Raw genomic sequence first — 13162 nt, 5'->3', positions numbered from 1 at the left:
CCATGCTTTCCTACCTTGTCTATCTGTTCCTTTTCCTGGCCGTGCTGCTGGTGGCTGGCGCCTGGCTGGCGTGGCAAGCGGCGCGGGGAGCGGGCGCGGCGCGGGTGGCGCGGCGCCTGCAAGCCATGTACACGGCCAGCGATGGCGAACAGGCGCTGTCGATCACCAAGCAGCGCCCGCTGAGCGTCCATCCCTTGCTGCACGGCGTGCTGGAAGGCTTGCCCGGCGCGCGGCGCCTCGACCAGCTGCTGCTGCAGGCGGGCATGCGCTGGTTCGTGGCCACTTTTCTGGGCTATTGCCTGCTGGGCGGGACGGCCGGCCTGCTGCTGGCCGGCGCGCTGCCGCTGCCATGGTATGTGCGCCTGGGCCTGGCCGCGGGCGGCGCCGCGCTGCCATATCTGCTGGTGCGCCGCGCCAGAAGCAAGCGGCTGGTGCGCATCGAGCAGCAATTGCCGGACGCGCTCGACCTGATGAGCCGCGCCATGCGCGCCGGCCATACCTTTCCCACCGCACTGAAAATGGTGGGCGAGGAAATGACGGGACCGCTGGCCGACGAATTCCGCGCCGTGTTCGACGAAGTCAGTTTCGGCGTCGCCATGGCCGATGCGCTGGGCAATCTGGCCGCGCGCGTGCCCAGCACGGACTTGCGCTATTTCGTCATCGCCGTGCTGATCCAGCGCGAAACGGGCGGCAACCTGACTGAATTGCTGAGCAGCATCAGCGCCATCATCCGCGACCGCTTGAAATTGCTGGGCCAGGTGCGCGTGCTGTCGGCCGAAGGGCGCATGTCGGCCTGGGTCCTGGGTTTGCTGCCGTTCGGCGCGGCGTTGATGATGCATTTGATGAATCCGCAGTTTATTGCCGTGCTGTACACGGATGGGGGCGGGCGCAAGATGGTTGGAGTATCGCTGGGCTTGCTGATGCTGGGCGTGATCTGCATCAGAAGAATTATCAATATCCGGGTGTAAGATGAAAGAACAGACACGATGAGCACGATGAGTACGGCGCAGCTGGCCTTGCTGGGCCTGCTGTTCCTGATTGTTTTCGCGCTGGCCTTGCTGGTGTTGCGCCTGTGCACGGGCAGTGCCGTGCAGGAGCGGCTGCAGGCGCTGGGCGATGCAGGCGCCGCCGGCGATGGCGGGCGCCATGCCAGGCGGCGCTGGCTGGCGCACGCCGTCAGCCTGACGCGCCCGCTGGCCAGGCTGTCGCTGCCGGACGAGGGCTGGGAAAGTTCGCCCATCCGCAGCCGCTTCGTCCATGCGGGCTGGCGCAGCCAGGCCGCGCCCGCGCTGTTTTACGCGGCCAAGACAAGCTTGTTCGTGGGCTTGCCGCTGCTGGCGTATTTTCTGCTGCGCCAGGGCGGGCACAATATGCTGTTGTGGCTGGTCGCGGCGGCCGCCCTCGGTTACTACCTGCCCAATGCCTGGCTGTCGCACTGCCTGAAACAGCGTCAGCGCGAAGTGTTCGAAACCTTTCCCGATGCGCTGGACCTGATGACGGTGTGTGTCGAAGCGGGGCTGGCGATGGATGCGGCGCTGGCGCGCGTGGCGCAGGAAATCGGCCTGAAAAGCGCCGTCCTGGCCGAAGAGCTGCAACTGGTGACGCTGGAATTGCGCGCCGGCAGCGCCAAGGACAAGGCCTTGCGCAACCTGGCTCTGCGCACGGGAGTGGAGGATGTGGACGCGCTGGTGACCCTGCTGATCCAGGCCGAGCGCTTCGGCACGAGCATCGCCGCGTCGCTGCGCGTGCAGTCCGACCAGCTGCGCACCAAGCGGCGCCAGCGCGCCGAGGAAACGGCGGCCAGGATCGCCCTCAAGCTGCTGTTTCCGCTGATCTTTTTCATCTTCCCCTCGCTGATGGTCGTGCTGATGGGGCCGGCGTTCCTGCAGATTTACCGCGTGCTGCTGCCGGCCATGCGGGGCAGCTGAAGACTGGCCGGGGCGAAAAAAAAGCTGCCGGAGGCGACTCCGGCAGCTTTTGTTACATCAGCGCGGGCCTGGCAATCAGGCGAATGGCGTCAGCAGGGTGATCATCTGGCCAAAGATCTTCGGGCTGGCGGCGATGACGTCGCCCTTGTACAGGTAGTCCGATTCGCCGGAAAATTCACCGACGATGCCGCCCGATTCCGTGATCATCAGGGCGCCGGCGGCGATATCCCAAGGCTTCAAGCCTTTTTCGTAGAAGCCGTCCAGGCGGCCGCAAGCGACGTAAGCCAGGTCCAGCGCGGCCGAGCCGGCGCGGCGTACGCCCTGGCTGCGTTCGCCCATGATCGCGTACATCTTCAGGTATTCGTCCAGCGCGCGGGCGCTGCCGGCCACGTAGCCGGTGCCCAGCAAGGCGTTCGAGATACGGTCCAGTTTGGTGACGCGGATGCGTTTTTCGTTCAGGTAGGCGCCGGCGCCCTTGGTGGCCGTAAACAGGTCGTTGCGGACCGGATCGTAGATGACGGCTTGCGTGACGACGCCGCGATGCGCGAGGGCGATCGAGATGCAGTATTGCGGGAAACCGTGGATGAAGTTGGTGGTGCCATCGATCGGGTCGATGATCCACTGATATTCATTCTCGTCGTGCGAGTTGGCGGAAGCTCCCGATTCCTCAGCCAGGAACGCGTGGTCCGGGTAGGCTTTGGACAGCACCTCGATGATGGCTTGTTCGGCCGCCTGGTCGACGTCGGTGACGAAATCGTTATGTTGTTTTTCCGTGACGACGACGCGGTCGAGGTCAAAAGAGGCGCGATTGATGACGGCGGCGCCGCGGCGGGCGGCTTTGATCGCCGTGTTGAGCATTGGGTGCATGTGAGCTTCCGTTAAAAGCACGCGACCGCCCAGCGTCGCCTTTCGGCGCCGGTACGATAGAGTGCAAGAATGAATTAAAGAGCGGAGCGGTGCCGAAGTGGTTAAAATCCCGGCCTGGAGTCAGCGTTTTGTGACTCCGTTTCCCGAAATTTCCTGTATCGATACCGCGCAATAGCGCTATTTTAAATGAATCTGCCCGAAATCAACACGTCTCTTTTCAAACGCCTGCGATTTATTCTTGTCGAAACTAGTCGATCCGGCAACATTGGCGCCGTCGCGCGGGCCATGAAAACGATGGGTTTTTCCGATCTGGTGCTGGTCAATCCCCGCTTTCCCGATGCCTTGACGGACGCGGAAGCGGTGGCTTTCGCCAGCGGCGCGCAGGATATCCTGTCCGGGGCGCGCATCGTCGGCTCCATCGCCGAGGCGCTCGAAGGCTGCAATTACGCGGCGGCCGTCTCGGCCCGGCTGCGCGAATTTTCGCCGCCTGTCACGGCGCCGCGCGCCATCGCCGCGCAGCTGGCGGCCAGCGAGGACTTGCACGCGGCCGTCATCTTCGGCAACGAGCGCTTCGGCTTGCCCAACGAGATCGTCGAGCAGTGCAATGTGCTGATCAACATCCCCGCCAATCCCGAGTATTCCTCGCTGAACCTGTCGCAGGCGGCGCAGGTCGTCGCCTACGAATGCCGCGTGGCGGCCCTCGGCGATGGGCAAATCGCCAGTCCCGTTGGTTTTCACGGCGACGCGGCCAGCCTGGCGCAGGTCGACGGCATGTATGCGCACCTGGAACAGGCGCTGGTGGCCATCGATTTCCTCGACGCCGACAACCCGAAAAAACTCATGCCAAGGCTGAAACGCCTGTTTTCGCGCACGGGGCTGGAAACGGAAGAAGTCAATATCCTGCGCGGCATCGCGCGGCATATCCTGGCGGTGGCGAAAAAAGGCCCATGATAGAAACCCGGCTGCTGCGCCAGTTCATCGCCGTCGCCGAGGAACTCAATTTCCGTCGCGCGGCCGAACGGCTGCACATGGCGCAGCCGCCGTTGTCGCAGGCGATATTGCGGCTGGAAGAAGCGCTCGGCTATCCCGTATTCGAGCGCACCAACCGCAAGGTCAGCCTGACGCCGGCCGGCACGACTTTCCTGGCCACGGCCCGCCAGGTGCTGGCCAGCCTGGAAGAGGGCGTGGCCGCCACGCGCCGCGTGGCGCAGGGCATCGAGGGCCACTTGCGCCTCAGTTTCATCCACATCACGCCCTACGCCCACGTGTTGACGGCCTTGCGGGCCTTCCGCGCCGCCTCGCCCGCCGTGCAATTCACCTTGCGCGAAGCGTCGACGCAGCAGCAGGTCGAGTGGCTGGAAAAAGGCGAGGTCGATGTCGCCCTGCTGCGCGCGCCGGGGCGCAGCACGCCGGGACTGCGCTTCGAGCGCCTGTCCGGCGAAGACATCGTCGTTGCGCTGCCGTTGAACCACCGCTGTGCGGGCCAGGCGCGGGTGGACCTGGCGGACCTGGCCGCTGACGATTTCGTCGCCTCGCCGCGCGAACTGGGCCAGGGTTTCCACGACCAGCTGGCCAGCCTGTGCCTGCATGCGGGCTTCGTGCCGCAGGTGGCGCAGCAGGCGCGCCGTTTGCAGACGGTGCTGGGACTGGTGGCGGCCGGTTTTGGTGCGGCCCTGCTGCCAGCCAGCCTGGCGGCGTCCATGCCGGCGGGCGTCGTCATGCTGCCGCTGGCAAGCAGCGCGCCCGCGCCGCTGCGCCAGCTCGACCTGTACATGGCGTGGGACCCGCGGCGCACATCTCCCGTGCGCGAGCGGCTGCTGGCGCAATTGCGGCACTTTTCCCCGCATTGAGACTTTGAACGTCTCGTTTCAAGATAAATAAGATATTTTACAGATGGTGATCGCGGGGCCAGCATGGCGTTTTGATTGTCAGGAACTGCCATGTCCACTTTGTCCTCGCGCACAGTGCTGCCGTCCGCCGCGCTGCCACTCTCCATTTATCTGCTTTCCCTGTGCAGCTTTGCCTTCGGCTTGTGCGAATTCATCGCCGCCGGCCTGTTGACGCCCATGGCGCGCGACTTGCACGCCAGCGTGGCGGCGGCCGGCGGCGCCATCGCCGCGTATGCACTGGGCGCGGCCATCGGCGCGCCCGTGCTGACGGCCCTGTTGGCGCGCCGGCCCGTGCGCCAGGTGCTGGTGGCCACCATGCTCGTGCTGGCGGCCGGCAGCGTGGCCATGGCGGCCGCGCCGGCGCTGGGCGCGCTGCTGGGGGTGCGCTTTGCCGTCGGCCTCGCGCATGGCGTGTTCATGGCCATCGCCTCGCATGCGGCCACCAGCCTGGTCGACCCGTCGCGCGCGGGCCGGGCGCTGTCCATCGTCTGGTTGGGCCTGACCCTGGCGCTGGCGGGCGGCGTGCCGCTGGGGACGTGGCTGGGCGCCGTCGCGTCGTGGCGCTGGGTATTTGCGGTGATCGGCGTGCTGGCCCTGTGCGGCGGCGCGGGCTTGCGCCTGGCCATGCCGGCCGCGCGCCAGCAGGCTGCCGCCACATCTGCCCTGGCCAGCCTGCGCGCCATCCTGCAACCGCCCCTGCTGCTGGCGGCCGGCGTGGCGGCGCTGGTCAGCGTGGCCACCTTCAGTTTTTTCACGTATGTCTCGCCCTTCCTGCTGCAGCTGGGCGGACTCGATGCGGGCTGGCTGGGCGCCGCCATGCTGTGCTTTGGCGCGTGCGCCATCGGCGGCAACCTGCTGGGCGGCTGGTGCGCGGACCGCCCCCACGCGCTGCGCGCCACCATGCTGGCCCTGGCCGCGCTGGCGCTCAATCTGCTGGCCTTTTATCTGTTGCGCGCCTGGCCCCTGGCCATGCTGGCCCTGTGCGGCACTTTGGGCTTGCTGTTCTTTGCCCTCGTCACCCTGTCGACCATGGGTTTGCTGCGCCTGGCGCGGCGGCATTGCCCGGGCAGCGACGCCGTGGCGGCGGGCTTGAATATCGCCGCCTTCAATGCGGGCACGGCGCTTGGCGGCGCACTGGGCGGCGCGCTGATCGTCGCCTGCGGCTTGCCCAGCATCGCCATCGGCGGCGCGCTGGCTGCGCTGCTGGCCATGCTGCTGCTGTGGTTTCAGTCGCAAAAACTAGACTCTCCGCTCTAGTTTTTGCATTCAAACGCCCACTGCCTTTGGCGTACACTGGCTTGCAAAAGGCGGTATAAAACAAGGGGAGACATGGCAATGCAACGCAGATCGTTTCTGAAACTGGGTGTGCTCGGCGCCTGCGCGCTGGCCGCCGGCGGCGCCGCGTACCGGCTGGTGCGCGGACCGGCGCCGCCTGGCCGCTTCGTGCTCGATGGCGCGGCGCGCGCGGCGCTGGCCGCCATCGTGCCGGCCATGCTGGGCAGCGCGCTGCCGCGGGAAACCCCCGCGCGGGCCACAGCGCTCGATGGCGCCATCGCCGGCGTGGACACGGCCATCCGCGGCTTGCCCCTGGCGGCGCAGCAGGAAGTGCAGGATTTGTTCGGCCTGCTGGCGCTGGCGCCCGCGCGGCGCTTCGTCGCCGGCGTAAAAGATGGCTGGCGCGAAGCCGACCCCGCCCAGGTGGCGGCCTTCCTGCAGGCGTGGCGCACGCATCGCCTGGCCACCTTGCAGACGGCCTACCTGGCCCTGCACGACCTGATCCTCGGCGCCTGGTATGCCGATGCCGCCCACTGGGCCGCCATCGGCTATCCGGGACCGCTGCCCGAACTGAGCGCATAAGGCATCCATGAGCACATCCCCCATTCCTGACCCCATCGCCATCGGCGTGGCCGGCGGCTGGAGCGTCACCGACGCCAGCACCCTGAATGCCGACCGCACCCTGGAGGCGGATGTCGTCGTCATCGGCAGCGGCGCCGGCGGCGGCGTGACGGCGGAAATCCTCGCGCTGGCCGGCCTGAAGGTCTTGATCGTCGAAGAGGGCGGCTTGAAGTCTTCGCGCGACTTCAAGATGCGCGAAGCGGACGCCTATCCCGCGCTGTACCAGGAATCGGCCGCGCGCAAGACGCGCGACAAGGCCATCAACATTTTGCAGGGGCGCACCGTGGGCGGTTCGACGACCGTCAACTGGACGTCGAGCTTCCGCACGCCGCCCGGCACCCTCGATTACTGGCGCAAGCATTTTGGCTTGTCCGGCTATTCCGTGGACGCCATGGCGCCGTGGTTCGCCATGATGGAAAAACGCCTGCACGTGAGCGACTGGGCCGCGCCGCCGAATGAAAACAACGACTTGTTGCGGCGTGGCGCCGCGGCGCTGGGCATTCCCACGGCCGCCATCCGGCGCAATGTGAACGGCTGCTGGAACCTCGGCTACTGCGGCATGGGTTGCCCGACCAACGCCAAGCAATCGATGCTGGTGACGACGATCCCCTCGGCGCTGGCGCTGGGCGCGGGCTTGCTCGTGCATGCGCGCGCGGAACGCTTCAGCTTCAAGGGCGAGCGCATCGACAGCCTGCAGGTGACGGCGCTCGATGCTGCCGGGCAGGCGCCCACGGGCGTGCGTCTGACGCTGCGCGCCAGGCACTTCGTGCTGGCCGGCGGGGCCATCAATTCGCCCGCGCTGCTGCTGCGTTCACAGGCGCCCGATCCGCACGGCTTGCTGGGGCGGCGCACCTTCCTGCATCCGACGGTGATTTCGGCGGGCTTGTTCAAGCAGCGCGTCGACGCCTATGCGGGCGCGCCGCAGACGATTTATTCCGACCATTTCCTGCACACGGCGCCCATCGATGGCCCCATCGGCTACAAGCTCGAAGCGCCGCCCCTGCATCCGCTGCTGATGGCCACCACCATGGGCGGCTTCGGCGACGAGCATGCGCGCACCATGCGCGACTTCCCCCATGCGCACGCCTTGCTGGCGCTGCTGCGCGACGGCTTTCACCATGAAGCGGCGGGCGGCAGCGTATCGATCGACAGCTTCGGCGCGCCCGTGCTCGACTATCCGCTCACGCCCTTCATCTGGGATGGCGTGCGGCGCGCGCTGCTGTCGATGGCGGAAATCCAGTTCGCGGCCGGCGCGCGGAGCGTGTATCCCGTGCACGAGCTGGCCAGCCATTACACCAGCTGGGCGCAGGCGAAACAGGCCATCGGCGATTTGCCGATGAAGGCACTGCTGGCGCGCGTGGTGTCGGCCCACGTGATGGGCGGCTGCGCCATGTCGGACGATGCGCGCCTGGGCGTGACGGGCGCCGACGGCCGTTACCACGGCGTGCGCAACCTGTCCGTGCACGACGGCTCGGTGTTCCCCACCTCGATAGGCGCCAATCCGCAATTGACGCTGTATGCGCTGGCCGCGCGCCTGGCCAGCGGCCTGGCGCGGGAACTGACGGGCAAGCCCGCGCCCGTTCCCGTCGCAGGCACGGCATGATCGCGCGCATCCTCAAGTGGCTGATGCTGCTGCAGGTGCTGGCCGTGTTGGCGGTGGCGTACCTGGCCATGCATGTCTGGGGCTTGGCGTCGCCGGTGCTGGCCCTGCTGCTGGCGGGCGCCATGCTGCTGGCCGTGCGCGCGCTGGTCGTGGCGCGCAATTTCCGGGAAAGCCGGCATCTTGGCAGCCCCGTGCCGGCGGAATATCAATTGGGTGCCGGGGGCGCCGCGCGCCTGTTTTTCGGCGAACTGCGCGCCACCCTGTGGACGTCGTCGTGGGGCATGCTGCGCCCGCGTCTGCATGCGGCCGACACCGTCGCTGGCCAGGGCTTGCCGGTGCTGCTGATCCACGGCTATGTGTGCAACCGCGGCTACTGGGCGCAGCTGAGCCGGCAGCTGGCGCGGGCCGGCATCGCGCACGACGGCGTCGACCTGGAACCGATAGGCGCCGATATCGAGGAGTTCGTGCCGCAGGTCGAGCAAGCCATCGCGGCGCTGTGCGCCCGCACGGGCAGCGACCGCGCCATCATCGTCGCCCACAGCATGGGCGGCCTGGTGGCGCGCGCCTGGCTGCGCCATTACGGCGCGGCCCGCGTGGCGCGCATCGTCACCATCGGCACGCCGCACCACGGCACGGCGCTGGCCAATGTGGCGGCGGGCGCCAATGCGCGCCAGATGAGCCGTATCCATGGCGCGCCCAGCGGCTGGCTGGCGCAGCTGGCCGCCAGTGAGACGCCGGAAACGCGCGCCATGATCACCTCGATTTACTCGCACCACGATAATATTGTCGCGCCGCAATCTTCCGCGCATTTGCCCGGCGCGCGCAATCTCGCCTTCGGCGGCATCGGCCACGTGGCGCTGGCCAGCGATGCGCGCGTGCTGCGTCAGCTGTTGGCGGAAATCACTATCAAGACCGAAGTCGCCCAGCCCCCATCTTCCCCCGTTTTGCCTGACTCCTGTTGTGTTTTATCTGCATGGCAAGAATGTCTCTTTTGACTCTGCTGTTGCCCGTGTTTAACAGCGTCACGGGCAGAAAATGCTGTTTTCCACTGGCGTACTGTATTAAGCTAACGTCAGAAGACGGCCGGCGGAAATTTGTTCCCGAGGCCGCTTGCGAAGCTCTGCAGGTACCCTGCGCACAGATATTTTTCTGGATGTATGGCAAGATGTTATAGGATTGTTATGTTAGCCGCGCATGCGGAAAGTTGAACGCAGGCGGAAAATGAGTCCATGCAGTTTTTATTGGGGGCGCTAATTGTCCGCACGTATCCTGATTATTGAAGATAACGCCACCAATATGGAATTGATGGTGTATTTGCTGCGTGCCTTCGGGTACACGCCGCTGGCAGCCTATGACGGCGAAGAGGGCGTGCGCATGGCGCGCAGCGAATTGCCGGACTTGATCATTTGCGACGTGCATTTGCCCAAGCTCGATGGCTACGGCGTGGTGGCGGAGCTGAAGAAAGACCCGCGGCTGCGCGCGATCCCGGCCCTGGCCGTGACGGCGCTGGCCATGGTGGGCGACCGCGAACGCCTGCTCGAGGCGGGTTTCAATGGCTACATCGGCAAGCCGATCGAGCCCGACCTTTTCGTTGCGGAGCTGGAGTCTTTTTTACCCGGGGCGCCGTCGACGCCAGTTAAAAACGACATAGCCACCATCCTGATCGTCGATGATCATGTGCTGAACCGCGAATTCCTGACCGCGCTGCTGGGTTATGGCGGCCACCGCCTGCTGGAAGCGGCGAATGGCGCCGACGCGCTGGAAATCCTGCGCACCGAGCGGCCCGACCTGATCATTTCCGACATCCTCATGCCGAACATGGACGGCTACGAATTCGTCACGCGCGTGCATGCCGATCCCGCGCTGACCGACGTGCCCATCATCTTCTATACGGCCACCTACCGCGAGCAGGAAGCGATCTTGCTGGCGCAGGCCTGCGGCGTGCGCTGGGTGCTGCCCAAGCCGTCCGACCCCGAGGTCATCGTGCGCACCGTCAACGAGGCGCTGGGGCTGATGCCGGCGGCGGCACAGGTGCCGGGGGCGCCGGGCGCCGGCGGCGCGGCGCTTCCCGCCTCGGGCAAGCTGGCGGGCATCGAGCACCAGGTCAGCGGCTATCTCGATGAACTCGAATCGAGCAGCCAGCAGATTTCGCAGCTGGCCAGCCAGCGCGAGGGCCAGGCCGCCATCCCCGAAGACCTGGGCGTCATGACGGAGCGCCTGTCGCGTTCGCTGTCGAGCCTGCAGGCGGTCAGCCTGCGCCTGACGGCCTTGATCGAACTGGGCATCGAGCTGGGCGCCGAACGCGATCCGCGCGCCCTGATCGAGGCGGGCTGCAAGGTGGCGCAGAATATCTGCGTCTCGAAGTACGCCTGCATCGGCGTGCTGGAAGAGGGCGCCGAAAAGCTCAGCTATTTTTCTTCGTGCGGCGCCGAGAAAAACCTCGAACGCATCGCCAGCGCGCCGCGCACGGGTATCCTGAACCGCTTGCTGGAGCAGCGCCAGCCCTACCGGGTCAATGGCTTGAAGGGCGACCCCGGCGCGCTGGGCCTGCCCGACACGCACCCGCCCGTGCACTCCTTCCTGGGCGTGGCCATCGCCTCGCGCGAACGCAGCCACGGCTGGCTGTACCTGGTCGACAAGCTGGGGGCGACTGAGTTTTCCGAAGTCGACGAGCGGGTCGCCGCCACGGTGGCGGCGCAGATCGCCGTCGCCTACGACAACCTGCTGCTGTACGACGAGATCAAGCGCCATCACGAGCAGCTGACACTGGACATGGCGGCGCGCATCCGCCTCGATGAAGACTTGCGCCGCTTCCGCCTGGCGATGGACGCCACGGCCGACGCGATTTTCCTCGTCGACCGCGCCGGCATGTGCTTCGTCGACGTCAACCAGACGGCTTGCCGCATGCTCGGTTTCGAGCGCGAGGATTTCCTGCGCGTGGGGCCTGGCCGCGCGCACGAGGGCGAATCCCAGCTGGAAGAGCTGTACAACAAGCTGCTGGCCGGCGACCAGGGCGGGCCGATGACGGAATTGCAGCTGCAGCGCAAGGATGGCTCGCCGCTGTCGGTGGAAGTGCAGCGGCGCACCCTGCGCTCGGGGCAGAGCTGGATCCTGGTGGCCGTGGCGCGCGACATCACCGAGCGCAAGGATGCCGAGCAGCGCCTGATGAAGCTGGCCCATTTCGACACCTTGACGGGCTTGCCGAACCGCAGCCAGTTCTACGTCTCGCTGACCCATTCCCTGGCCCAGGCGGCCGAACACCAGTGGGCCGTGGCCGTGCTGTTCATGGATATCGACCGCTTCAAGAATATCAACGACACCCTGGGCCACACCATCGGCGACGACCTGCTGCGCCAGTTTTCCAGCCGCCTGGTCGATTGCCTGCGCGTGCGCGATACCATCGGCCGCTTTGGCGGCGACGAATTTGCCACCATCCTGGTGCTGCCCGACGGCGCCCAGCATGCCGTGGGCGTGGTCCACAAGGTGCGCGAGGCGATGCGCAAGCCCTTCGACTTGCAGGGCCATGAAGTGACGGTGACGGTCAGCATCGGCATTTCCGTGTACCCCGACGATGGCGTCGATGCGGACACCCTGATTCAATATGCCGACACGGCCATGTACCGCGCCAAGGAGGCGGGCCGCGACGCCTTCCGCTTCTTCACGGCGGAAATGAATGCGCAGTCGATGGCGCGGCTGGACATGGAAAACGCCCTGCGGCGCGCCATCGACAACGAGGAATTCGTGCTGTTCTTCCAGCCCAAGGTGAATATCATCTCGGGGCGCATCAGCGGTGCCGAAGCGCTGATACGCTGGCGCCGCCCCGGCCACGGCATGGTTTCGCCGGCCCTGTTCATCCCCCTGCTGGAAGAAACGGGACTCATCGTGCGCGTCGGTAACTGGGTGCTCGACGAAGCGTGCAAGAAAATCAGCGAGTGGGGCGCCAGCAGCATCGGGCCCGTGCACCTGTCGGTGAACGTCTCGGGCATCCAGTTTTTCGTCGGCGGCCTGGAAGAGGAGGTGCTCAAGGCCATCCGCAAATACGAAATCGCGCCCGAGCTGCTGGAACTGGAGCTGACGGAAAGCTCGCTGATGTCGAACGCCGAGGAAACCATCGCCGTGCTGCGCAACTTGAAGGCGCTGGGCATCCAGATTTCCATCGACGATTTCGGCACCGGCTATTCCAGCCTGGCCTACCTGAAGCGCTTTCCCATCGACAAGCTGAAGATCGACATCGCCTTCGTGCGCGAAGTCACCAGCAATCCGGATGACGCGGCCATCGTGCTGGCCATCATCAGCATGGCGCACAGCATGAAGCTGGAAGTGATCGCCGAAGGCGTGGAAAACGATGCGCAGCTGGCCTATTTGCGGCGCCACGGCTGCGACGAGATGCAGGGGTATTATTTCAGCCGCCCCGTGCCGCACGAGGAATTCGAACAGATGTTGATGGGCGGCAAGTTGCTGCAGGCGCCTGAGGATGCTGCCGGCGAAGAGCAGCAAACCCTGCTGATCGTCGACGACGATGTCTTCATGCTCGACGTGCTCAGCGACTTCCTGGCGCAGGACGGCTACCGCATCCTCACGGCGCAGACGGCCGCCGAAGGCTTCGACATCCTGGCGCGCCACAAGGTGCAGGTGATCCTGTGCGACCAGTGCATGCCGCTCATGAGCGGCACCGAATTCATGGAGCGGGTCAAGCACCTGTGTCCCGACACTTTCCGCATCATGCTGTCGGCCTTTGCCGACCTGACGCCCATCATGGCGGCCATCAATCGCGGCGCCGTCGACCGCTTCTACACGAAACCGTGGAAAGGCGCCGTGCTGCGCGAGAATATCCGCGAAGGTTTCCGCCTGCACAAGCTGCTGCATGGCCAGGTGAAGGCGGCGGCCTAGGCGCTGGCCGCTGCGTGCGCTGGCGCACCTTCTGAGGCAGCTTTCTATCGGATTAGACTCCCGTCTCTAGTTTTGCTCACTAGAATAAA

10 protein-coding genes are annotated in these 13162 nt (G+C 66.0%); 9 read left to right on the top strand and 1 reads right to left on the bottom strand.

Annotated features, from left to right (window positions below):
• Nucleotides 1-2 precede the first annotated feature (2 nt).
• Both O0881_RS15010 and O0881_RS15005 read left to right on the top strand, forming a co-directional pair.
• Nucleotides 3-968 (top strand): type II secretion system F family protein, encoded by a 966-nt coding sequence (locus O0881_RS15010; protein WP_289911962.1) that lies wholly within the window; start codon nucleotides 3-5, stop codon nucleotides 966-968.
• A gap of 18 nt (nucleotides 969-986) precedes the next feature.
• Nucleotides 987-1928, top strand: a complete 942-nt coding sequence (locus tag O0881_RS15005) for a type II secretion system F family protein (protein WP_289911958.1) — start codon at nucleotides 987-989, stop codon at nucleotides 1926-1928.
• A 75-nt stretch (nucleotides 1929-2003) separates the two neighbouring features.
• Here the strand turns inward: O0881_RS15005 and O0881_RS15000 are convergent, their stop codons facing one another.
• Complete coding sequence (locus O0881_RS15000; protein ID WP_035826389.1) at nucleotides 2004-2786, bottom strand: inositol monophosphatase family protein; 783 nt, start codon at nucleotides 2784-2786, stop codon at nucleotides 2004-2006.
• A 195-nt stretch (nucleotides 2787-2981) separates the two neighbouring features.
• On the opposite strand from O0881_RS15000, the gene O0881_RS14995 reads away from it, so the two are divergent.
• From O0881_RS14995 to O0881_RS14965, 7 genes are all read left to right on the top strand, one after another.
• Nucleotides 2982-3746: an RNA methyltransferase gene (locus tag O0881_RS14995; RefSeq protein ID WP_070254993.1), complete on the top strand. Its 765-nt coding sequence runs from the start codon at nucleotides 2982-2984 to the stop codon at nucleotides 3744-3746.
• Nucleotides 3743-4645 (top strand): LysR substrate-binding domain-containing protein, encoded by a 903-nt coding sequence (locus O0881_RS14990; RefSeq protein WP_289911955.1) that lies wholly within the window; start codon nucleotides 3743-3745, stop codon nucleotides 4643-4645. The genes O0881_RS14995 and O0881_RS14990 overlap by 4 nt, the downstream gene beginning before the upstream one ends.
• 90 nt (nucleotides 4646-4735) lie before the next feature.
• Nucleotides 4736-5941, top strand: coding sequence for an MFS transporter (locus tag O0881_RS14985; RefSeq protein ID WP_289911954.1), 1206 nt, complete (start codon nucleotides 4736-4738; stop codon nucleotides 5939-5941).
• A 72-nt stretch (nucleotides 5942-6013) separates the two neighbouring features.
• Nucleotides 6014-6541 carry a hypothetical protein gene (locus O0881_RS14980; protein WP_289911953.1) on the top strand — a complete coding sequence of 176 codons (528 nt, stop codon included), beginning with the start codon at nucleotides 6014-6016 and terminating at the stop codon, nucleotides 6539-6541.
• A gap of 7 nt (nucleotides 6542-6548) precedes the next feature.
• A complete protein-coding gene (locus O0881_RS14975; protein ID WP_289911952.1) occupies nucleotides 6549-8183 on the top strand; it encodes a GMC family oxidoreductase in 1635 nt (544 codons plus the stop codon).
• Nucleotides 8180-9178 (top strand): alpha/beta fold hydrolase, encoded by a 999-nt coding sequence (locus O0881_RS14970; protein ID WP_289911951.1) that lies wholly within the window; start codon nucleotides 8180-8182, stop codon nucleotides 9176-9178. The genes O0881_RS14975 and O0881_RS14970 overlap by 4 nt, the downstream gene beginning before the upstream one ends.
• 259 nt (nucleotides 9179-9437) lie before the next feature.
• Nucleotides 9438-13073, top strand: coding sequence for an EAL domain-containing protein (locus tag O0881_RS14965; protein ID WP_289911950.1), 3636 nt, complete (start codon nucleotides 9438-9440; stop codon nucleotides 13071-13073).
• Nucleotides 13074-13162 lie beyond the last annotated feature (89 nt).

It is taken from the genome of Janthinobacterium sp. SUN100, from assembly GCF_030397705.1.
Classification (GTDB): Bacteria; Pseudomonadota; Gammaproteobacteria; order Burkholderiales; family Burkholderiaceae_D; genus Janthinobacterium; species Janthinobacterium kumbetense.
This window is presented reverse-complemented; position numbering and strand designations above follow the sequence as displayed.

Coding starts and splice junctions, on each gene's coding strand:
- O0881_RS15005 (WP_289911958.1), top strand. CDS start 987: ATGAGCACGATGAGTACGGCGCAGCTGGCCTTGCTGGGCCTGCTGTTC.
- O0881_RS14980 (WP_289911953.1), top strand. CDS start 6,014: ATGGCAATGCAACGCAGATCGTTTCTGAAACTGGGTGTGCTCGGCGCC.
- O0881_RS15000 (WP_035826389.1), bottom strand. CDS start 2,786: ATGCTCAACACGGCGATCAAAGCCGCCCGCCGCGGCGCCGCCGTCATC.
- O0881_RS15010 (WP_289911962.1), top strand. CDS start 3: ATGCTTTCCTACCTTGTCTATCTGTTCCTTTTCCTGGCCGTGCTGCTG.
- O0881_RS14970 (WP_289911951.1), top strand. CDS start 8,180: ATGATCGCGCGCATCCTCAAGTGGCTGATGCTGCTGCAGGTGCTGGCC.
- O0881_RS14995 (WP_070254993.1), top strand. CDS start 2,982: ATGAATCTGCCCGAAATCAACACGTCTCTTTTCAAACGCCTGCGATTT.
- O0881_RS14990 (WP_289911955.1), top strand. CDS start 3,743: ATGATAGAAACCCGGCTGCTGCGCCAGTTCATCGCCGTCGCCGAGGAA.
- O0881_RS14975 (WP_289911952.1), top strand. CDS start 6,549: ATGAGCACATCCCCCATTCCTGACCCCATCGCCATCGGCGTGGCCGGC.
- O0881_RS14985 (WP_289911954.1), top strand. CDS start 4,736: ATGTCCACTTTGTCCTCGCGCACAGTGCTGCCGTCCGCCGCGCTGCCA.